The 21,166-nt window shown below is 60.9% G+C and carries 21 protein-coding genes; 12 read left to right on the plus strand and 9 right to left on the minus strand.

All coding sequences use genetic code 11. The features are described from left to right. From AC1Z3V_RS12555 to AC1Z3V_RS12585, 7 genes are all read left to right on the plus strand, one after another. Positions 1–447, plus strand: a complete 447-nt coding sequence (locus AC1Z3V_RS12555) for a MaoC/PaaZ C-terminal domain-containing protein (RefSeq protein ID WP_429811801.1) — start codon at positions 1–3, stop codon at positions 445–447. Positions 448–457: 10 nt separating this feature from the next. Next, positions 458–1,192 (plus strand): SDR family oxidoreductase, encoded by a 735-nt coding sequence (locus AC1Z3V_RS12560; RefSeq protein WP_483499298.1) that lies wholly within the window; start codon positions 458–460, stop codon positions 1,190–1,192. Between the two features lie 24 nt (positions 1,193–1,216). Then, entirely contained in the window at positions 1,217–2,062 is an 846-nt protein-coding gene (locus tag AC1Z3V_RS12565) for a fumarylacetoacetate hydrolase family protein (RefSeq protein ID WP_483499300.1), read from the plus strand. Between the two features lie 21 nt (positions 2,063–2,083). Then, positions 2,084–3,361, plus strand: coding sequence for an L-fuconate dehydratase (locus AC1Z3V_RS12570; protein ID WP_429811806.1), 1,278 nt, complete (start codon positions 2,084–2,086; stop codon positions 3,359–3,361). A 206-nt stretch (positions 3,362–3,567) separates the two neighbouring features. Beyond that, positions 3,568–4,545 carry a C4-dicarboxylate TRAP transporter substrate-binding protein gene (locus tag AC1Z3V_RS12575; RefSeq protein WP_483499302.1) on the plus strand — a complete coding sequence of 326 codons (978 nt, stop codon included), beginning with the start codon at positions 3,568–3,570 and terminating at the stop codon, positions 4,543–4,545. 93 nt (positions 4,546–4,638) lie between these two features. Beyond that, the gene (locus tag AC1Z3V_RS12580) at positions 4,639–5,151 is read left to right on the plus strand and encodes a TRAP transporter small permease (protein WP_483499303.1); all 513 of its coding nucleotides are present in this window, start codon (positions 4,639–4,641) and stop codon (positions 5,149–5,151) included. Continuing rightward, complete coding sequence (locus AC1Z3V_RS12585; protein ID WP_483499304.1) at positions 5,148–6,461, plus strand: TRAP transporter large permease; 1,314 nt, start codon at positions 5,148–5,150, stop codon at positions 6,459–6,461. The genes AC1Z3V_RS12580 and AC1Z3V_RS12585 overlap by 4 nt, the downstream gene beginning before the upstream one ends. A 66-nt stretch (positions 6,462–6,527) precedes the next feature. Here the strand turns inward: AC1Z3V_RS12585 and AC1Z3V_RS12590 are convergent, their stop codons facing one another. The 8 genes from AC1Z3V_RS12590 to AC1Z3V_RS12625 form a co-directional block, all read right to left on the minus strand. Continuing rightward, complete coding sequence (locus AC1Z3V_RS12590) at positions 6,528–6,902, minus strand: VOC family protein (RefSeq protein WP_483499306.1); 375 nt, start codon at positions 6,900–6,902, stop codon at positions 6,528–6,530. A 277-nt stretch (positions 6,903–7,179) separates the two neighbouring features. Continuing rightward, positions 7,180–8,151 (minus strand): FAD:protein FMN transferase, encoded by a 972-nt coding sequence (locus tag AC1Z3V_RS12595; protein WP_483499307.1) that lies wholly within the window; start codon positions 8,149–8,151, stop codon positions 7,180–7,182. Next, positions 8,144–8,692: a nitrous oxide reductase accessory protein NosL gene (locus tag AC1Z3V_RS12600; protein ID WP_483499309.1), complete on the minus strand. Its 549-nt coding sequence runs from the start codon at positions 8,690–8,692 to the stop codon at positions 8,144–8,146. Before AC1Z3V_RS12600 ends, AC1Z3V_RS12595 begins: the two co-directional genes overlap by 8 nt. Next, positions 8,689–9,516 (minus strand): ABC transporter permease, encoded by an 828-nt coding sequence (locus AC1Z3V_RS12605; RefSeq protein ID WP_483499311.1) that lies wholly within the window; start codon positions 9,514–9,516, stop codon positions 8,689–8,691. The genes AC1Z3V_RS12600 and AC1Z3V_RS12605 overlap by 4 nt, the downstream gene beginning before the upstream one ends. Further along, the gene (locus tag AC1Z3V_RS12610) at positions 9,516–10,439 is read right to left on the minus strand and encodes an ABC transporter ATP-binding protein (RefSeq protein ID WP_483499312.1); all 924 of its coding nucleotides are present in this window, start codon (positions 10,437–10,439) and stop codon (positions 9,516–9,518) included. Before AC1Z3V_RS12610 ends, AC1Z3V_RS12605 begins: the two co-directional genes overlap by 1 nt. Next, the gene (locus AC1Z3V_RS12615; RefSeq protein ID WP_483499313.1) at positions 10,436–11,806 is read right to left on the minus strand and encodes a nitrous oxide reductase family maturation protein NosD; all 1,371 of its coding nucleotides are present in this window, start codon (positions 11,804–11,806) and stop codon (positions 10,436–10,438) included. Before AC1Z3V_RS12615 ends, AC1Z3V_RS12610 begins: the two co-directional genes overlap by 4 nt. After that, positions 11,803–13,716: a TAT-dependent nitrous-oxide reductase gene (gene nosZ, locus AC1Z3V_RS12620; protein ID WP_334198312.1), complete on the minus strand. Its 1,914-nt coding sequence runs from the start codon at positions 13,714–13,716 to the stop codon at positions 11,803–11,805. Before nosZ ends, AC1Z3V_RS12615 begins: the two co-directional genes overlap by 4 nt. A gap of 24 nt (positions 13,717–13,740) precedes the next feature. Further along, entirely contained in the window at positions 13,741–16,014 is a 2,274-nt protein-coding gene (locus AC1Z3V_RS12625; protein WP_483499315.1) for a 4Fe-4S binding protein, read from the minus strand. 170 nt (positions 16,015–16,184) lie between these two features. Here AC1Z3V_RS12625 and AC1Z3V_RS12630 point away from each other — a divergent pair, with 170 nt between their 5' ends. Then, on the plus strand, positions 16,185–17,036 hold the full coding sequence (locus AC1Z3V_RS12630) for a ferritin-like domain-containing protein (protein ID WP_483499317.1): 852 nt from the start codon (positions 16,185–16,187) through the stop codon (positions 17,034–17,036). 61 nt (positions 17,037–17,097) lie between these two features. On the opposite strand, the gene AC1Z3V_RS12635 is transcribed toward AC1Z3V_RS12630, so the two are convergent. After that, a complete protein-coding gene (locus tag AC1Z3V_RS12635; RefSeq protein ID WP_483499318.1) occupies positions 17,098–17,619 on the minus strand; it encodes a prepilin peptidase in 522 nt (173 codons plus the stop codon). A gap of 323 nt (positions 17,620–17,942) precedes the next feature. Here AC1Z3V_RS12635 and AC1Z3V_RS12640 point away from each other — a divergent pair, with 323 nt between their 5' ends. The 4 genes from AC1Z3V_RS12640 to AC1Z3V_RS12655 all read left to right on the plus strand — a co-directional run bounded on the left by AC1Z3V_RS12640 (position 17,943) and on the right by AC1Z3V_RS12655 (position 21,100). Next, entirely contained in the window at positions 17,943–18,143 is a 201-nt protein-coding gene (locus AC1Z3V_RS12640; RefSeq protein WP_483499319.1) for a Flp family type IVb pilin, read from the plus strand. A gap of 96 nt (positions 18,144–18,239) precedes the next feature. Then, complete coding sequence (cpaB, locus tag AC1Z3V_RS12645) at positions 18,240–19,241, plus strand: Flp pilus assembly protein CpaB (RefSeq protein ID WP_483499321.1); 1,002 nt, start codon at positions 18,240–18,242, stop codon at positions 19,239–19,241. Positions 19,242–19,305: 64 nt separating this feature from the next. After that, positions 19,306–20,790, plus strand: a complete 1,485-nt coding sequence (locus AC1Z3V_RS12650; protein ID WP_483499663.1) for a type II and III secretion system protein family protein — start codon at positions 19,306–19,308, stop codon at positions 20,788–20,790. Continuing rightward, positions 20,771–21,100, plus strand: coding sequence for a pilus assembly protein (locus tag AC1Z3V_RS12655; protein ID WP_483499323.1), 330 nt, complete (start codon positions 20,771–20,773; stop codon positions 21,098–21,100). Before AC1Z3V_RS12650 ends, AC1Z3V_RS12655 begins: the two co-directional genes overlap by 20 nt. Positions 21,101–21,166 lie beyond the last annotated feature (66 nt).

A 21,166-nucleotide genomic window follows, 5' to 3' on the forward strand; every position in this document is an offset into this window, starting at 1 on the left:
ATGTCTGAACAGATCATCCATTTCGAAGACTACAAGTTGGGACATGAGCGCCTGACGACCGGCCGCACCATCACCGAGACCGACTTCGTCGTTCATGCCGGCCACACCGGCGATTTCTTTCCGCACCACATGGATGCGGAGTTCGCCAAGACACTGCCGGGCGGCCAGCGTATTGCCCATGGCACCATGATCTTTTCGATCGGCGTGGGGCTCACCGCATCGCTGATCAATCCAGTTGCCTTTTCCTACGGCTATGATCGTCTGCGTTTCGTGCGTCCGGTCCATATCGGCGATACGATCCGCACCCGTGTGACGATATCCGCCAAGGAGGAGGATCCGAAACGGCCGAAATCGGGACGCGTCGTGGAACGGTTAGAAGTTATCAACCAGCGTGGCGAGGTCGTTCTCGCCGCCGACCACATCCTGGTCGTCGAACGCAAAGCATGAGGGATCGAAAATGACAGCGGATCTTAAAGGCAAGGTAGTCCTGATTACGGCTGCCGCTCAAGGCATCGGACGTGCTTCGGCCTTGGCCTTTGCAAAGGCCGGCGCGAAGGTTCACGCGACGGATATCAACGCGGAAGCGCTTGCGGCACTTGCCAAGGAAGCCGATGTCGCGACGCACCGGCTCGACGTCCTCGACACGCAAGCGGTCGAAGCGCTTATCGCAAAGATTGGCGCCGTCGATGTCCTCTTCAACTGCGCCGGCTTCGTGCATGCGGGTTCGATCCTGGAGATGAAGGATTCCGATCTCGAATTCGCCCTCGACCTCAACGTCAAGGCGATGATCCGCACCATTCGCGCGGTGCTTCCGGGCATGCTCGAGCGCAAGGATGGCGCCATCATCAACATGGCTTCGGTCGCCTCCAGCATCAAGGGCGTGCCGAACCGGTTTGCCTATGGCGTCACCAAGGCAGCCGTCATTGGCCTCACCAAAGCCGTCGCCGCCGATTACGTCTCCCAGGGCATTCGCTGCAACGCCATTTGCCCAGGCACCGTTGAAAGCCCGTCGCTGCAGGATCGCATGCGGGCGCAGGGCGATTATGAGACGGCGCGAGCCGCCTTCATCGCCCGCCAGCCGATGGGCCGCCTCGGCACTCCGGAAGAGATCGCCGCGCTCGCCGTTCATCTTGCGAGCGCTACCTATACGACCGGCCAAGCCTATGCCATCGATGGCGGCTGGACCATCTGACCACCGAGTTCAAGGATTTAAGATATGAAGCTTCTGCGTTACGGCGTTCCGGGTCACGAAAAGCCGGGTATTCTCGATGCGAACGGCACGCTGCGTGACCTTTCCGGTCATGTGGCCGACCTCTCCGGTGCGGCACTCGATCCCGACAAACTGGCGGAACTGAAGTCGCTCGATCTTGCCGGTCTGCCTGCCGTTGTCGGCAACCAGCGGCTCGGCCCGTGTGTTGCCGGAACCGGCAAGTTCATCTGCATCGGCCTCAACTACTCCGATCACGCGGCTGAAACCGGCGCCACGGTTCCGCCGGAGCCGATCATCTTCATGAAGGCGACCTCGGCGATCGTCGGCCCCGATGACGATCTCTTGATCCCGCGCGGTTCGACCAAAACCGACTGGGAAGTCGAACTCGGCGTCGTCATCGGCCGCAAGGCGAAGTACGTGAGCGAAGCCGAAGCACTCGACTATGTCGCCGGCTACTGCGTTGTGCACGATGTCTCCGAGCGCGCCTTCCAGATCGAGCGGCAGGGCCAGTGGACCAAGGGCAAGTCCTGCGACACCTTCGGCCCGACCGGCCCCTGGCTGGTAACCAAGGACGAGGTGCCGGATCCGCAGAACCTGCCGATGTGGCTGAAGGTCAATGGCGAGACCATGCAGAACGGTTCCTCCAAGACCATGGTCTATGGCGTTGCCCATCTGGTCTCCTACCTGTCGCAGTTCATGTCGCTGCAGCCTGGTGACATCATCTCGACCGGCACGCCGCCCGGCGTCGGCATGGGCATGAAGCCGCCGCGTTATCTCAAGGCCGGCGATGTCGTCGAACTCGGCATCGAGGGCCTCGGCAGCCAGAAGCAGTCCGTACGCGCGGACGATTAAGTTCTACCGACTGGAGTGACCATGACCCGCATCACCAATCTGCGCGTCTTCGACCTGCGCTTTCCAACCTCGCAGGGCCTCGACGGATCCGATGCCATGAACCCGGACCCGGACTATTCCGCGGCCTATGTCATCCTCGACACCGACAAGGAGGGCGTAGCGGGCCATGGTCTCACCTTTACGATCGGCCGGGGCAACGACATCTGCTGCATGGCAATCAGGGCCATGCAGCACCTGATCGTCGGTCAGGACACGGCGGACATCCTCGCTAATCCGGGCCGCTTCTGGCGGCACCTCACGAGCGACAGCCAGCTGCGCTGGATCGGTCCCGAAAAGGGGGCGATCCATCTCGCGACCGGCGCCGTGGTCAATGCCGTATGGGACCTGCTTGCCAAGGAGATCGGCAAACCCGTCTGGCGCCTGGTATCCGACATGTCGCCGGAAGAGATCGCCGATATCATCGACTATCGCTACATGACCGATGTGCTGACCCGCGACGAGGCGATCAACATCCTCAAGAAGGCCGAGCCAGGAAAGGCGGCCCGCATTGCGACGCTCGAGAGCGAAGGCTATGCCTGCTACACGACCTCGGCCGGCTGGCTCGGTTATGACGACGACAAGCTCAGGCGGCTTGCCCAGGAAGCGATCGATCAGGGTTTCAACCATATCAAGATGAAGGTCGGCCGCGATCTTGCCGACGACATCCGGCGGCTCACCATCGCACGCGAAGTGATCGGTCCGGACCGTTATCTGATGATCGATGCCAATCAGGTATGGGAGGTCGGTGAGGCGATCGATTGGGTGAAAGAGCTTGCCTTCGCAAAGCCGTTCTTCATCGAGGAGCCGACAAGCCCCGACGATGTCGCCGGTCACCGCAAGATCCGCGAGGCGATCGGGCCGGTGAAGGTCGCGACCGGCGAGATGTGCCAGAACCGCATCATGTTCAAGCAATTCATCGCCGAGGGTGCGATCGATATCGTCCAGATCGATAGTTGCCGCATGGGTGGGTTGAACGAGGTTTTGGCGGTGCTGCTGGTCGCGGCCAAATACGGTCTGCCCGTCTGGCCGCATGCCGGCGGAGTAGGGCTCTGCGAATACGTCCAGCATCTGTCGATGATCGACTACGTTGCCGTCTCCGGCACGAAAGAGGGGCGCGTCATCGAGTATGTCGACCATCTCCACGAACACTTCGTCGACCCGTGCGTGATTGAAAACGCGGCCTATATGCCGCCGCAAATGCCCGGCTTCTCGATCGAGATGAAGCCTCAGTCGATCGCGGACTACACATTCCGCGGGTGATGAACCGCGGGTGATGAAGAAGTTTATATAAGAATACATCATTCAGATTGTTAAAGCCGGAGCGGTAACAGATCGCTTCGGCTTTTTGTTTTCATACCTGCCTCTTCCAACGGGCGGCATTGTGCTCTTGACGCTTAAGTTCATTCATGAATAGATCATTCATCCGTTGTGCATTCCGGAGGGGAGTCCGGAAAGAGGAGGAACTGATGAAGACCTTGATCGTCGCGGCCGCCATGGCCGCTCTTTCCTATTGCGGTATCGCCAACGCTCAGGAATACAGCCTGCGGTTCTCGACCTCGCAGGTGAACCCCAACGAACCGATCGTCAAAGCGATGAAGACCTATGCCGAGCGCGTCGGCCAACGTTCAGGCGGCCGCATCGCCATCACGGTGATGACCGGCGATCAGCTCGGGGCACAGAAGAAGGTCAACGAAATGGTCATGAGCGGCGCGAGCCTGCTCAGCGCTACGGACTATGGCCAACTCGGCCAGTTCGTGCCGGATCTGTCCATTCTGGCCGGCCCCTATGTCTATCCGGATCTGGCAGCGACCGATCGTCTCTTTGCGTCGGATCTCTACAAGGAGCTTTCCGGCAAGCTCGAGGCGCAGGGCATCAAGATCATCATGCCGAATGGCCTTTTCGGCTATCGCCATATCATCGCCAACAAGCCGGTTCGCTCACCGGCCGACCTTGCCGGTGTCACCATTCGCGTGCCGTCGTCGCCGATCATGATGGCCACCTTCGCCAACTATGGCGCCCGGCCGACGGAGTTGCCGTGGGGCGACGTTTACAACGCCCTGCAGACGGGTGTCGTCGACGCCGCCGAAGGTCCGTTCGGCTCGATCGCCGGCGCGAAGCTGAACGAAACCCGAAAGGTGATTTCGAAGACCGGGCACCAGATCATGTTCACGGCCTGGGTCGCTTCCAGCCAGTTCTTCAACGGCCTGCCGGAAGACCTGCAGAAGATCCTGATCGAGGAAGGCCGGACGATCGCCAAGGAACTGACTGAGATGACGCTCGAAACGGACGATGCCTACGCCAAGCAGCTCGCAGCTTCCGGCGTCGAGATCGTCACCGACATCGATATCCCGGCCTTCATCGAAGCCTCGCGTGCGGCTTACGAGAAGGTGCCGAATATCACACCTGGGATGTACGATCAGGTGCAGAAGGCAATGGCCGAGTAAGCGCTCGAGCGGGCGTGGCGCGCGGCCGCATTCATGCCGTCGGCTCGGCGTCGCCGCCATTCCCATTCCGCCCTCTAGGATATCGAGACAACCATGGAAACCTCACGACCACAGGAGGAAGCAATTCCTCTGCTCAGCCTGCGCCGTGCCGATGAGGCGATTGGCGTTGCGGCACTGCTCGTCATCGTCCTTTCGATTCTTTGGGGAGTGATCAGCCGCTACATCTTTCCGCAGCCGGCGGCCTGGACCTACGAACTGGCGATCATGGCCTTTGCCTATCTCGTCTTCTTCGGCGCAGTCGCCGGTGTCCGCCTCGGCACTCATGCGGCCATCGACGTTCTCGTCGCAGCGTTCCCCTCGGGCTGGCAGAAGGCGGTCGCCTGGTTCAACTACCTTCTGCTGGCCCTGTTCTTCATCGCCATGACGATCCTCTTCTCCTGGCAGGCCTGGACGTCGCGCCACGTGCACACGATCGCGCTCGATCTATCACGCAGTCTTTCCTACGGGCCGCTGGCGCTCGCTACGGCCGGCATGCTGGTCCAGCACCTTATCGTCGAAAGACCGTGGACCGCCCGCCTGCATCGCAATGTGGAATCGCTGATATGACCTTCTTCCATCTGGCCGGCCCCTCGCTGCTGGTCGTCGTCCTCTTCCTGTTGTCGACGCCCATCACCTGGGCCATGGCGATTGGAGCACTCGCCTTCTTCGTCATCAATATGGACATGATCCCACTCGCCAACTTCGCCCAGGAAATGGCGGAGGGTAGTCAGTCCGTTTCCCTGTTGGCGTTGCCCCTCTTCGTGCTTGCCGGCTGCATCATGAATGCATCGGGGATAACCCGCCGTCTGCTGGCCCTTGCAGACGTGATGGTCGGCCATATGACCGGCGCGCTGGCGCAGATGTGCACCGTGCTTGGCACCTTGCTCGGCGGTCTCACCGCGTCTGCCAACGCCGATGCCGCGATGCTCGCCAAGACCCTCGGCGTCGAGATGGCCGAAAGGGGTTACAGCCGCGCCTTCGCGGCGGTCATCACCTCGTCGGCGTCCATCATCACCAGTCTTATTCCGCCCTCGATCGGTCTCATCGTTTATGGCTTTCTCGCGGAAACCTCGATCGGCCGGCTCTTTGCCGCCGGTGTCGTACCGGGTCTTGTGCTTGCGGCCGGGCTGATGGTCACCACCTATTTCATCGCCCGTAAGCGCGGCTACAAGCCGCTCCGCAAGGAGCGCGCCACCCGGGCGGAGGGTACCCGGGCGCTGATCGACGGGCTTTGGGCGTTGTCTATCCCGGTCGTGATCTTCGCCGGCACGCGCTACGGCATCTTCACCACCACCGAGGCCGGCGCCGTGGTGGTGGTCTATGTGCTATTCGTCGCCGTCTTCGGCTACCGCGAATTCACGCTCCGCCAGATCCCGGAGGTGCTCGCAGAGTCGGTGCGCGATTCCTCCGTCGTCATGATCATGATCTGTGCTGCGGCGGCTTTCGGTTTCTATCTCGCCTGGGAACAGGTGCCGCAAGCGATGTCCGGTTGGCTGGGCGGTGCAACCGACAATCCACTCTTAATGCTGCTCCTCATCAACGTTCTCCTGATCATCATCGGAACGGCGATCGAAGGGTCGGCTGCGCTCATTATCCTGACCCCGATGCTGATCCCGATCATCGACGGCGTCGGCATCGATCGTGTACATTTCGGGGTGGTTTTCATCACCAATCTCACGATCGCCGGCATCACGCCCCCGGTCGGCGGCCTGATGTACATCTCATCCATGGTGCTGAAGGTGCCGATGATGGCTTATGCGCGCGAGGTGATGCCCTATCTCGCGATGATGATGGTCCTTCTGGTCATGCTCAGCATGTTTCCACAGCTCTCGCTGTGGCTTCCGAACCTCGTGTATGGAACCGCCGCGGTTCAGTAGTGCGATGAGATCGCCCTCCGCGTCGACGGAGGGCTAGGCGCCTGCGGAGACGTTTGACCGGTTCCGTCAGGCCTCAGGTGCGTGGCAAACCGCTTCGATGTTGTGCCCGTCCGGACAAAGCACGAAAGCCGCGTAGTAGTTCGCGTGGTAGCGCGGGCGCAGTCCAGGTGCGCCGTTATCTTTGCCACCCGCTTCCAGAGCCGCGCGATAAAACGCGTCGACTTGCTGGCGGCTGTCGGCCGCGAAAGCGATGTGAAGATGGGCCGGCTTCTCCTCGGTTTGGTGCAGGCACAACGAAGCCTTGCCCTTTGCACTGAGCTCGACACCGTAAGAAGGTTCGCCCTCGGCTATGACAGCTACACCGAGCGGCTCAAGTGCCCTAAGGTAGAAGGCCTTGCTCACTGCAAAGTCCCTGACGCCGAATTTGACGTGGTCAAACATGAGTCCTCCTTACATGTACCAGCCTGCCCGGCCGTAGTCCCGCGGTGCTGCTTACGCTGCAACTCGGCCCTTCCCGGCCGATTTGCATGGGACCTAAATGGCATGTATGGGCGATCAATCGCAAGGAGCGAAGGCAGAGAGCCCAAAGGCCGTAGATCGACAATCGGCCGTTTACGTGGCCGTCGTTCGCGATCAAAGCGCCAGGCTCCCTATATCCGTTAGGCCCGGGCGTGAGACTTTCGTCCGGTCAGCTCCCCCGTCCGTCGGCGAGGCGGCGTCAACGGCTTTTGAGATGCACATCGACCGCGGTCTGCTGCTTTGCCAGTGCATCGATCTCATCAGGCGCCATCAGCGAAAACGCCGTCGAAAGGGCATCCGCGGTCGAAGCCTCCGCCGCAACGACCGAGACCCGGGCATAGCGCTTAGCGGTGGCGCCGCTTCGTGGGTCCAGAATGTGGCTGAAACGGCCTTTGGCGTCGAACTGGAACCCTTGCCCGGAGGATGTCGCGACTGCGCGGTCGATGACGTCCAGGGTCGCGTCGACATCATTCGCATCCTCAAAGTCGGCAAGGCCGATGCGCCAGGGTTGCCCATCGGCCCTTGAACCGATGGCGCGGTTCTCGCCCATGTCGACGAGGCTGCTGGTAACGCCGGCCTCACGCAACAGACCGACGACGCGATCGGTGACGTAGCCCTGAGCGATGCCGTTGAGTGTCAGCGCCATGCCCCGCCGGGAGAAAGCGATGCGATTGCGGTCGATGCGCACTTGCGCAAAATCGGCCAGGGCCAGCGCCTCGCGCACCTCGCCATATGATGGTCCGGCAGGATCGGCATCCGGCCTCGCGAAGTGCCGGGCGTAAAGCGCCCAAAGTGGCTGTATCGCGGGCTCGAATCGACCACCGGTGAGACCGTGAAAACGCCCGGATATTTCAAGGAGTTCCACAAGCTCCGTCGGCGGGGTTGCAAATGCGCCGAGGCGATTCAGTTGGCAAAGAGCCGAGTCCTCGCGGTAAAGGCTGAAGATATCCTCCAGGCGCCGAACCTCTGCCACCACTCGGGTGATCAGCGCCTGGGCTTGCGCTCGATCTTCATGATTGAGAACCAGCGTGGCCGGCGCGCCCAGAGCCTGGCCGTGCCAGACGACAGGTTCTGCCGGCAGCGCCGCCCACCCCTTTCCTCGCAGCAGTGGCAAGCCGGCGAAAGCAGCCATGATCGTGATGAAACGCCGGCGGCCGATGGGCTTATCCATGGTCGTGTCCTCCCGATGCTGCGGCATTGTCGTCGCTCTCTTCACTTGCGCCCAGGATGTAGCTTTCGGGAAGATCGGCGAAACTCACGATGCGCCCGCCATTCTCGACAATGAAGGCCTTTGCAGCTTCCTGCGAGGAGAAGGGAACCGCTTCTTCGGCGCCCATGCCGCCCCGAAGCCGGCTGTCGATGACAAAAACCGCCTTGCGCGCGTCGATCCAATTATCGGCGCCGGGTTCTTCCCAGCTCGGCGCCTTGCCCATGTCGGATACATAGATGGCGGCGATTTCCTTGGGCTCGTCTGGCAACATTGTGAAGGCGACGGTGTCGCGCGCCGACGAGAACCATATCGCTTCCGGGATCTTCTCAAGGATGATCTGGCCTTTGGGGCCGGCGTGTTCCAGGACGTTCATGCCACAATAGCGGCCCATGGCGTCCTGGGTGAGGGTGTAGGGCGCAGGCATCTCGGCCTGCTCCTTATTTTCGCAGGCGGCAAGCACCAGCGATGCTGCGACGATGAGGGCGAAGCGGACGGGTTTCAAATGTCCCTCCTGGAGAAAAGCAGAGTGGCAAGAGCGAGCGGCGCGGCTGTCCAGACGCAAAGTGCTGCGAGCAGGACCTCGCCGGTGAGGATCGAGTTCTTGGCGACACCGCCCATGCCGGAGAGCGCGGCAGCGCCGCCGCTGCCGAGATTGAGAAGCCGATAGGCATCGGTCGGATTGGCGAGCAGCAGGAGATCGAGTAGCCCGTCCGGCAGTGAACGGCCCTGCGCTGCCACAAGGCCACCCAGCAGTGCCATGTCGTAGATCAGCACGAAGAAAAGCCAGAGGCCGATGGCAATGCCGCCAGCAGTGCTTCGCTCGCCCGCACTCGCACTCACGAAATATCCGATTGCGACGAAGACCGCGCCAAGCAGGACGGACGACCCGGTCATGGAAATGAAAGCAAGCCAGCTTTGTGTGTCCGTCGCCCCGCCCATCAAGGCGAGCGCAATGGCGGCCGCGCCATAGCCGCAAATGGTTGCGAAGCACAGTATGGCGATATGGCCGAGGAATTTGCCGAGCACGATCTGGCCGCGTCCAATGGGATAGCCGAGCAAAAGCAGCATGGTGCCGCGTTCGACTTCGCCGACGATGGCATCGTGCGAAATCAGAAGGGCGATCAGCGGCACCAGAAAGATCGTCAGGCTCGAAAGGCTGACGATCACCACGTCGAGGCGACTCGCGCCGACATTGCCGGTGGGCGCACTTCCAAGGAAGGTCAGGGTCAGCGCAAGGGTGGCGAGGACCAATGTCGTCGCAAGCACCCAGCGATTGCGCATGCCCTCGCGAACTTCCTTGGCCGCGATAATCAGGATGTTGCGCATTAGGCTGCCTCCTGGCTGGTCAGGAAATGCGCGTAGAGGTCGTCGAGTGTCGGCTCTATCATCGTCAGGGTGTCTATCCCGGAGGCCGCATCGCTGAGGCGGTGCAACAAAGGAAGTCTTTCAGAGTGGGCCACTTCGGCCTCCAGGCTCCCGTCGCCCGTTTCCGTCCATCGGACACTGGCCTCTTTGAGAAGGCCGGGCTTTTCGCCGGAGACCGGTCGTATCCGGATTCGGGACGGCAGGCTGGCGATCCGCCTGAGGTCGTCGATGGTTCCATCAGCGATCTGCGAGCCGCGGTTGACGATGATCACCCGCCCGGCGCGGTCCTCAAGTTCCCCAAGCGCATGCGAGGACAGGAGGATCGTCGTTCCGCCAGAGCGCAGTTCATCGATGAGGGTATAGAAATTGCGCCTTAGCGCCGGATCGAGACCGCTCGTCGGCTCATCGAGAAACAGCACTTTTGGTGCGCCCAACAGCGCCTGCGCCAGCCCAAGTCTTTGCCGCATGCCTTTGGAATAAGTGCGGATGGGGCGGTCGGCGGCACTGACGGCAAGCCCGACGCGCTCGAAGAGTTCGTCCGCGGATCTCACGTCCACCCGCTTCAGGCGTGCGTAGAAGGAGAGCGTTTCGCGCCCCGTCAGCGCCATATGGAAGGACACGCTCTCAGGCAGATAGCCAAGCGCCCGGCGGACAGCGAAATCGCCCTTTGCCGGATCTTCGCCGAGGACGCGCACCTCGCCGGATGTCGGGCGGATCAGCCCGAGCAGCAACTTGATCAAGGTCGTCTTGCCGGCGCCATTGTGGCCGACGAGCGCGACCGTCTCGCCTTCGTCGAGAGTGAAGGAAAGCGCACGCAGGGCATCCACCTTGCCGCCGTATCTTTTCGAAACCCCTTTGACGCTAACGGTCGAGGTCATGGTCATTGTTCCTTTCGTGCCGGCATCGCCATCAACGGATGGCTGTCGGTGACGCCGCCGGGCAGAAGTGCGGGAAAACGAGCCTGGGCCCAGCGCACGACCTGAACGGCCGGGCTACTCGTCAGCACGCGCGCCTGTGGTGCCGTCCAGAGCACCCGGTCGATCAGATCGTTGGGGCGGTAGGCATTGTCGGAGATGCCGTCGCCGTCGAGGTCGAAGGCCGGGTTGTCGCTCCAGTAATTGCCGCGCCCATCCTCGGACCAGTCGAGATAGCGGGCGCCGACATACTTCACCTGGTTGCGGTTGCCGACGAAGGCGTTGCCGCTCAGTTTGTTGCTTTCAGAACCGGCGGTGAAATGGATGCCGATCGCGCAGCCCTCGAACAGGTTGTCACGCAGGCGATTCTTGTTGGCGTTGTAGATGAAGACGCACTTGTCCGGGCCTGGGCGCATACCCGTCCTGTCTTCGACGGCATCGCCATCGGCCGCCGGAATTCCGTGCTCCTGAGACCGGACGCCACGCTCGTCCCAGCGCGAGACCGGCTGCAGGCGTCCTTTGACGATATTGCCGGTGATGGTTGACCCATTGGCATAGTTCAGAAGCAGTCCGTGGTCGCGGTCGCCATCGGAGACGTTGCCGGTGATTTTCAGCCGGCTGGAGAACATGATGGCATAGCCGACCGAGTTGCCGGTGGAGATGTTATCGCTGATCTCGCTATCGTTGGTGTACATGTAATGGATGGCAAAACGCAGGTTGCTGAAGCGGTTGCCACTGAAGACGTTGCGCTTGCTGGCGTTGGTCGCGATGCCATCGCGCCCGAAGCTGATATCGTTCCCGGTCACCCTCGCACCCGGCGCATTCCACAGCGTGATGCCGTTGCCGGTTTCGCTCAACCGGCCTTCCCCGGTGCCGATGATGACGTTGTCGCGGGCAATCGAGTTCTCGGCGCCGTGCAGATAGATACCGTAGAGATTGCCCTCGATCCGGCTCTTCTCGACGATGGCCCGCTTGGCAGTTTGTGCAACGAAGACGCCCGAATTCATGTCTTCGAGAGAACTGCCCGATCCCGAGACGGTAATGCCGCTGAAGACCACGTCTTCGGCGGTGATGGTGACGACGCTGCCCTTGCCGTCGCCTTTGATTGCAGCGCCGGGTTCGCCGCGCAGCATCACAGGAGTGCCGATCGTGATCGGGCCGTAAAACTCTCCGTTCTCCAGCACCAGTTCATCGCCGGGCTCGGCAGCATCGATCGCTTGCTGGAGGGCTGGCGCGGTAGCAGGCGAGAGGCGGATCGTTTCCGCCCCTGCCGTTGCCGGGATGGCGGCGACCGCCGCCACCATCCCGAGCATTACCGCCTCGTGGAGACGCATCATGCCTTCTTCGGCTCCACGAACATCCGGCCTTTCATCTCCATGTGCATGGCGTGGCAGAACCAGGAGCAATAGTACCACCACACGCCGGGCTTATCGGCGGTGAAGGTCACGGAAGCCGTCGCCTGCGGCGCAACTTCCATGTTGATGCCGTAGTTGATGATCGAGAAGCCGTGCGTGAGGTCTTCCACCTCGTCGATGTTGGTGACGTAGACGGTTACCTCGTCGCCCTGCTTCACCGTGAAGCTCTCGAGCCCGAAGGCGGGCGCGGCCGACGTCATGTAGACGCGAACCTTGTTGCCGTCGCGGATCACCTCGGAATCGACGAGCAGGTCGATATTGTCGGCCTTTGCCTGGGCGACCGCATCGGCAAAGAAGCTGTCGTCGCGGCTCCAGATGCTGACCGGGTTGATCTTCGAGTTGTGAACGATCGTCGCGTCATGTGGCTCGGCGAAGGTCGGGTTGTCGTGAACCAGCACCATTTCATCGCCCGAGATATCGATGAGCTGATCGTTCTCCGGCTTCAGCGGGCCGACGTTCAGGTAACGGTCCTTCGAGAACTTGTTTAGAGAAATCAGCCACTTGCCGTCGGCTTCCTTCGTTTGCCCCATCGACGTGTGGTTGTGTCCGGGCTGATACTGCACATCGAGCTTCTGGCGGATCGGATTGACCTTTTCCCCCTTGTAGGCGCGCCTTGCATCCTCAAGGTTCCACTTGCAGATCTGGCTGTCGATGAAGAGCGTCGTGTAGCAATTGCCCCGGCCGTCGTAGGCAGTGTGCAGCGGTCCGAGCCCGAGTTCCGGTTCCGCAACGACCGTATCGCGCGGCTTGATCTTGTCGTCGAACAGGTCGTCGAACAGGCGCACGTCCATGACGGTGACGGTCGGCGACAGCTTGCCGTTGGCGACGATATGAATGCCGTCCGGCGCCGTATTCATGCCGTGCGGGCCGTTGGAAACCGGAATATAGCGGGTGTAGGGGGAACCCTTGCGGCCGTCCAGAACCGGAACGCCGCCCATTTCCTTGAAATCGCCTTTCGCGACCGCTTCCTCAATGCGCTTGAGGTTGAAAACGACGATCCAGTCCTGGTCCTTCGCCATCATCTCGGCGAGGTTCACGCCTTCTTCGGAGTTGTAGCAGGTGGCAAAGGCATATTTGCCCTGGTAGTCGGCGTCGACGTTGTCGAGATTACCGTCGACCATGACCTGCCATGCGACCTTCATCGTGTCGCCGTCGATCGCCGAAAAGATCGCGTGATACTGCTTGTGGTCGTCGAGAACCGAACCGTCGTTCGGGATCGGTACGCGATCTTCGCCATTTGCGAAGACGTAGCCGGTCCGCGGGTACTTCTGTACGCGCAGACCGTGAACCGTATGCTGGTTCGGCAACTGGATGATCTTGTCGCACTTCATGACGTCGAGGCGGATGCGGCAGACACGCGTGTTGGCCTTGTCGTTTGCGAAGAGATAGCGCCCGTCATAGGTGCCTTCCGTGAAGGACGGGTGGGGGTGGTGCAGGTCGCCGTTGAGGTAGATGCCGCCCTTGTCCTTCAGATACTCCTTGGTCTCCGGCAGCAGCCCTTCCGTCAGGATCTTGCGGCTCTCGTTCGTCTGGCCCCAGCCAGTTGCGCTGTCGCGGTTGAAGACCGGAATTCGCATCAACTCGCGCATCGACGGCAGGCCGAGGATGCGGACCTCGCCGCTGTGGCCGCCGGAGAAGAACACGTAGTATTCGTCGAGTTCACCAGGCTTCACTTCGATGGACTGGCCACCAGCTGCCAGTGCCGGTGCTGCCGTAACGGTGGAAATCGTAACCGCGCCACCGACGGCCGCAGCACCCGCGACAGCCGCCGCGGCAGTGGAGCCGAGAAGCTGGCGCCTGCTGAGGGCGGTTGGGTTGTTGGGATCTGACATGTCTTTGCTCCTTTGATGATGGCTTCAGGCGGGCTCGCCTGTGGCCTCTTCCTTGCCGCCGATCGGCTTGCCCTTGTGGGTAACCACGGTTTTCGCCGGCGCCTGTCCCCTCGATGCAGGGGTGGAAAGCGCCATGAATTTCTCCCGCTTCAGCCGCACTTGGATCATGTGCGGGCAGCGTTGGTCGTCCTGGTAGAGTTCCTGGCAGTGCATGCAGTAGATGCACTCGTTGACGTTGATCTGCCCTTCCGGGTGGATCGACTGCACAGGACATTCCTTGGCGCAGCGCTGGCAGGGCGAGCCGCATTCAGGCCAGCGCTTCAGCCATTCGAACATGCGGATGCGTCCAGGAATGGCGAGTGCTGCGCCGAGCGGGCAGAGATAGCGGCAGTAGAAACGCTCGATGAAGAGACCCGCAGCCAACAGCGTCAAGGCAAAGAGGACGAACGGCCATTCGCGCGCGAACTTCAGGATGATCGCCGTCTTGAAGGGCTCGATCTCGGCAAAGGTCTCTGCCAGCGCCACCGAATAGAGCGACAGGCCGAACAAACCGAGGAAGATGATGTATTTCACCGGCCAGAGCCGCTCGTGCAGTCCCCAGGGCAGCTTGATCTGCGGCACCTTCAGCCATTTGGCGATACCGTTGGTAAGCTCCTGCAGGGCGCCAAACGGGCAGAGCCAGCCGCAAAACGGGCCGCGTCCCCAGAACAGCAGCGCTGCCGCCACCGCCGCCCAGAGAATGAAAATCAACGGCGCGGAGAGGAAAAACTCCCAGTGAAAGCCGGTGATCAGCGAATTGACGAAGGTCAGGACATTGACCACGGAAAGCTGCGCATTGGCATACCAGCCGAGCCAAACCAGGGCGAAGAGCAGATAGCCGCGTCGTATCCAGCCGAAGAGTTTCGGCCTGCTTACCAGCCAGTTCTGGAAGAAGAAGATGGCGGTCAGTACCAACAGTCCGGCAAAGGTGATGACGACGGCGACGCGGCTCATTTCCCAGATGCCGACCCACAACGGCACCTGTTCGTCATCAACCTGGCCAACTTCCGTCGCGGCTTGCGCGGGGGCCGTGGCGGCGGGCTGGGCCGCCTGGGCAGGCGCCGCCTCGACGATCAAGTAGCGCTCGGGAAGCGTGTATCCGAGATCGTAGGGCAGGGTGGCCTTGTCGCGCACGCCAGTGCTGCGCTGGACCAGAAGCTGCAGTTCCCACGGCTCCGTGACGTCGAAGGTGAAGCTGTCGGGAATGATGTAGAGGGCGATTTCGCGCAGGCGAGGCGCGCCTTCGGCGGCAATCTGTGTCAGCCGCGTGTGGTCGCGGTCGCGAAAGCGCACACCTTGCCCATCCTGCAACAGTTCGATGCGGTCGAAGATGCCACCGCGCACATAGCCTGACCCCTTGAACGAATAGGCGCCGTCACCGGCCACCAGAATGGCGGACTGGCTAGGCTTCAGCCGCTTGGCAAGGCGTGCATAACCCTCTTCGCCAAGCAGGCTCTTGCCGATGGAGGGCACGCTGACAGGCGCAAGATAGAGGTCGATGAAGCGGTCCTTGGGGCTGGCTGTTTCGGGTTTCTCGGCCGCATCCTTGTGATTGGCCCGAAGGAAAGCCTCCGATACCTCACCGACGTCGAGCCGAAGGCTGCGGATTGAACCGTCGCCGAGAAGGGTTTGCCAGTCGCGGACCTCCTGCTGCGAGGGATCGACCTTTCGAACCGGCGTAGCGCTGGCGACTGTTGCCGCGGCGTTGTCGCCGAGCCTACCGCTCCGCACCAGCTTGACGGCGGAGCGCACCACGCTGTCGCCCATCACCAGAACGGTAACGGTCGCGCCGCTGACGATGTCGACTTGAGGCGGCCGCTCGGCACCCGAGGCGACGCGCGAGAGATCACGGCCAATGATCGAATTCAGGGCTTCGACGACGCGGGCTTCCGGGATGCCGATCAGAACGATCGGCTCCTTGTGATCCACCAGCTTCAGCCCGCGGACCACGCCGCTCTCGTCGATCCCGACGACGATATGGATTGGCTTGCCGGAATAGCCGGTCGAGTTGGTGAAATCGGAGTTGAGATAGGCGTAGCCGGCAATGTCGGCCCCCTTGTAGACAGGCGCGATTGCGGGTTCGCCAATGGGGTCACCGAAACGGTCCGCGCCGGCAAAAAGCTCCGCCGGCTGAACCTTGGCGAGGTATTCGGAAAGGCCGCCGGCGGCGAACGCCTGGCCCGCAACGGCAAGGACCGCAATGAAAAACGAAAGAAAGACGGCCAGACCGTGTTTTCGGATGGGGACGTTCTTCAGCATTCGCATTCCATCTGGCGCAGCGGCCGTTCTCAAACCAATCCTGCGCCGCGATCTTCGGCACAGGAAATTCGAGCAGAAATTAGCGACGCAGGCGGCGGGATCGTTGAGCCAGATCAACCAACGGTTTTTTTGTTTCCGTAGAATGCGGGCGTTATTTTCGGAGAGACTTCATGCCCAAACTGACCGAAGAGCCGCCCGTTCTGGACACCATGCAGGGCCTGATGCAAACCGCCGCGTGCATGGAGCAGGAGGCGATCAAGGGGTATGAGGCGCTGCGAGACAGGATGAGCGCCGAGGGGCGGCCCGAGCTGGTCACGGTCTTCGAACGGCTGATTGCCGAGGAAAGATCGCATTTGTCCGAGGTCGCAAATTGGTACAGGGCAAGCGGAATTGAAGCTGGCGGCACAGCGGCCGAGGTTTCGTCGCTGCCTGATCTCTTCGACCCTGAAGGCGCCGATTTGATCCCGGCCGAGGCCTTAAGCGCCTATCGCGCCTTTTCGATCGCAGTCAGAAACGAAGAGCGCGCTTTCGAATTCTGGAGCTACGTTGCCGGGAGAGCTCCCTCGCCGGAGATCCGGCAGGCAGCCGAAAGGATGGCCCGGGAGGAATTGGGGCACATCGCAACCTTGCGGCGCGAACGGCGGCTGGCCTTTCATCGCGCGCGCCGGGCTGCTTCGCCTGGCGCCGAGTTGACGCTTGAAGATCTCGAATGGCGTCTTCATGAACAGTTGCTGGGCCTGGGAGATATTGCGGATTTGACGGAACTAACCCGCTTCGCTAACGACGCGAGAGAGCGTCTCGCGAGAGGCTACGGCCTTGGTGTGGTCTGCAAACCCAATTTCGATGGCTTTTCTCCGGCAGCGTTCGAACGTCCTGCCGTCCTTTGCGGCATCGTGCTCGACTGTTATCTCGATCTCGTGACGCGCGAAAAGGACGAAAATGTCCTTGTCTTCGCCCAGGACGCTGCATCCCAACTGGTGCGGTGCCTTTTGTTCCTGCGCGGTTTGCCGACGCAGATGTGATCTTGCGTTGCGATGATACCAGATCGAATTATCCCCGAATGACGATGACGGGTATGCGTGTCTAAGCCTGGCGATGGCTGAGGGCCATCGTGATGAGCGTGGCGAAGACCATGACGACGCCGTAGGGGATCTTGCGGCTCGCGCGGATCTCTTCGAGGCGCATGATGACGGCATAGTGCGTGAATGCCAATGGCATGGGCAACCTGAGGGCCAGCATGGTCACGATGCCGCCAAGCAGCAGGAAAAGAGCGAAGGGGAGCATGCCGTGCCAGCCGACGAAGAGGCCGATCGGCAGGAAAAGCTTGGCGTCGCCGGCGCCAAACAGCCGGAAAGCCCAAAGAACGACACCGAGTGCGAAGAGCAGCAGACCCGCGCCGACATCACCACCTATGCCGTCGAGCGAGAAGAGCGCGGCGCCGATGTCCTGCGCTGTCGCGAGCCTGGCCGTGGCGCCGAGCGCATAGACGGCGACGAGCGCGAGGACAGCCCCGTTCGGAATGCGCCAGCGCTGGAAGTCGCTCCAAGCGGCATAGAGAAGGAGTAGGGCTGCTACCAAAGTTATTATATTGATCGTTTTCATCATGTTTTGCCCGGCTCGCACGATAGATGCTTGATTGTCCAGTTCTTCCAAAGACTTCGCAACAATCCTAACGATGGAAGGTCTCAAGAAATATTACGCGATTTTACACTTCGATGGGTTACGCCTGTATTCACCCCTAAAAAACAAAGGGTTCTGATTTTAACCATAAGGCAGGAATGCTCCATACTGCATCGTATTAGAAGTTGACGATATAATAATTAAGGGATTATTAATTATCTTAGTCGGAGAGGCGGTCTCGATGACATGCGAGGGCCGGGGAAGTAAGCGGTCACGCAGGAGTAATATTGCGTTGGAGGTAATTCTCGATGAAAGCATTTTTGACAAAAGTCCGCGCTTTCTCGCGGGAAGAAGACGGCGTCGCGCTGACTGAATACCTTATTCTGCTCGCGCTGCTGGTCGGCGGAGTGATTGCCGCAGTAACTACAGCCGGCTCAAACCTTAGTAATGCTTGGGAAGCCTGGGGATCTTGGTGGACCACTAAGTTGGAGCCTCCTCCGGCTACTTGACATAATTTCTCCAGGAGGAGGGGGGTTTGTTAACTCCTCTCCCCCTAAATTAAAATTTCAGGATAGTTGTATTTTTCAACTTTGCGAGCATTGGCGATGCGCTCCTCGACGATCATCAGCCTTGTAGTTGCCCTCTTCCTTGCTTTCGCTGCGGTCTTTGCCACCCGCACTTATCTTGCCGGTGAGCGCGCCCGTCTTGCGGCGAGCGGTGGCGTCAAACAAACTGAAAAAACGCTCGTTGTCGCGGCGAAGTCCATGCGTTTCGGCGACCGGGTCCGGGCAGAGAACTTGAAGACCATTCCCTGGCCGTCAGATGAGAGACCAGAAGGCTCCTTTGATGCGATCCAGGCGGTTCTTGGAGACAAGGAAGAAGCGCGTTATGCCATGGAGGCGATCGATCCCGGCGAGCCTGTGTTGGCTTCGAAGATCACTGGTGCAGGTGAACGCGCCACTCTCTCGGCCGCTCTCGATCAAGGGATGAAGGCAGTTTCCATCCGCGTCAACGATGTGCTCGGCGTCGCAGGCTTCGTGCGTCCCTCGGACCGGGTCGACGTACTTCTGACCCGCGTTATCCGCAACCCGAAAAGCGGCAACGAGCAGACCTCTGTGGACGTCCTTTTGCAGGGGGTGAAGGTGCTCGCCGTCGACCAGACAGCCGACGAACGCAAGGACGAACCCTCGGTCGTGAAGACCGTCACTTTCGAAGTAACGACCGACGAGGCGCAGCGCTTGACACTTGGCGCCAATATCGGGACGCTCTCGCTCGCACTTCGCAATATCGCTTCTGCCTCTGTTGAAGAGACCCGGCCGGTTACGGTGGCGGATCTTGGGGGTGGCCCCGTTGCTACCGAACTCGTACAAGGTACTGACGATGGGCGACTCGAGTCGATCGAACGCATGGTTCGCAAGGTTGGCGAGGACCTCGGTGGCCGGATCAATTCCGTCGAAAGCAAGATGAATGCACCTGTACGCGAAAAACAGGTGCAAATCGTCGAGCGGGACGTCGCGCCGGTCTTGCCGGCGGAGCCGAAGTGGGCGACCGTCGGTGTCTGGAGTGCGACCAAACGGGATGAATACCGGGTGGGGCAGATCCAGTAACATGGGATTTAGCCTGCTCCTTTCGGGGCAGGGCCAGCTTCGAGGAGAGGGAGCTTTGGCAGGTATGAGGGGAAGCATAAGACATGCTGCGAGATGCAGAGCCCTCCTGGCGACGGCCGCGATTTTTTCGGCCTGCGCTCTTTGGGAACCTGGCCTAGTCGGGCCGGCGGACGCGCAGGAGAAGTTCATCAATCTCGGCGGGTCGGTTCAGCAGGTCGTGCTGCCACCGAACGACACGATCACGATTGCGACGGGCAAGCCTTTCGGAGACCTCGTGATTGGTAGCGCGGACCTCATCGATGTGGTGCCACTTTCCGACAAGTCGCTTTTTATCCGCGGCAAGAAGACCGGGGCAACCAACATCTCTGTCTATGGTGACGACAAGAAGCTTCTTGGCGTCATCGACATCCGCGTCGCCAGTGATTTCAGCGAGGTTGCATCGGCGATCCGCTCCGCCTCGCCGGGGTCACAGGTTCGGGTGATCAACTCGAATGATCGTATCCGCCTGACGGGCATGGTTCGCGACGCCACCGAGTTGCAGCGAGTGCTTGAAATCGCCCAGTCCTATTCGGATCAGCCCGTCCTCAACCAGTTGCGCGTCAACGACTCTCAGCAGGTTATGCTGGAAGTTCGGGTGATAGAGGCCTCCCGTCAAACCGGGCGTGACCTCGGTATTGGTTGGTCAGGGCAGGGCAAGAATGGCATCGGCAAGGCGACGACCAGCCAGGGCATCGCGGTGAAGGATGGCGCGCTGGTTCGAACCCTCGAAGATGCGGCGGGCGCGGCAACTGGCATGCAACCCTTCGGCCAGCTGATTGCCAAGGTCCTCGAGATCTCCGGCGGCCAGATTGACGTGGTCATCAATGCTCTCGAACAAAAGGGTCTGGTGCGTCGCCTCGCTCAGCCGAACCTGATTGCCATGAGCGGCGAGACCGCGAGTTTTCACGCAGGCGGCGAAGTGCCGATCCAGACGACCGTGGCCAATGGCGCGACGCTTGCGACGCAAACCGACTACCGCCCCTTCGGTGTGCGATTGACTTTTACCCCTGTCGTCCTCGATGGCGGGCTGATCAGCTTGAGGGTTGAGCCGGAAGTCTCTGAAATCGATACATCTATCAACGTGAACGGCAATCCGGGGTTCATTTCGCGTGCGGCCAAGACGACCGTGGCATTGCGCGATGGCCAGAGCTTCGCCATGGCCGGGTTGCTGCAATCGATCAACTCCAAGGATATCCAGCAGCTCCCGGGTCTGGGCCAGCTTCCGGTGATCGGTGCACTCTTCCGTTCAACCAGCTTTCTGAAGCGCGAATCCGATCTTGTCATTGTCGTGACCCCGCACATCGTGCGGCCAGCGGCACCCGGCGAGGCGCTCTATAGTCCGCTGGACCAGACGCGTTCATCCAATGATGTCGAGCTTTTTGCACTCGGCGTCATGGAAGTGGACAAGGACATGCTCCGTCGTTTCCGCAATGGCGAAGGCATCACCGGGCCCTATGGCCACAGGCTCGACCTCGACACGGGAGGCGCACTTGCAGTTGCGAAGAAGTAAGCACGTCCTCTTGGCTCTTGCCGCAACGAGCCTCATTTCCGGCTGTGCCGACTATTTGAACCACCGTGACAGTATCACATTCGGGCTCGGCAATGCCGTTGAGGCCAATAAAGGGATCCATACGCAGGATCCCTTCCCGCGGGTGGCGCAGAACACGCATATCGCCACGGACGGCAAGACGATCAACAAGGTCATGCGGGGCTATAACGGAGCCGGCCCGAGTGCAAGTGCAGCGATGCCGGCCGCAGTGATCCTGCCGACCGCGACGCCGCCCATGGGGATGAACGGCAATAGCAGCGCTGGAAAGTGAAAGTGATCTTGGCAGCAGGTAGGCGGCGAGGGCCCCTGAAAGGAATGCAATAGAAACAACGCGTCA

It is taken from the genome of Ensifer sp. 38_S197 (assembly GCF_056924495.1).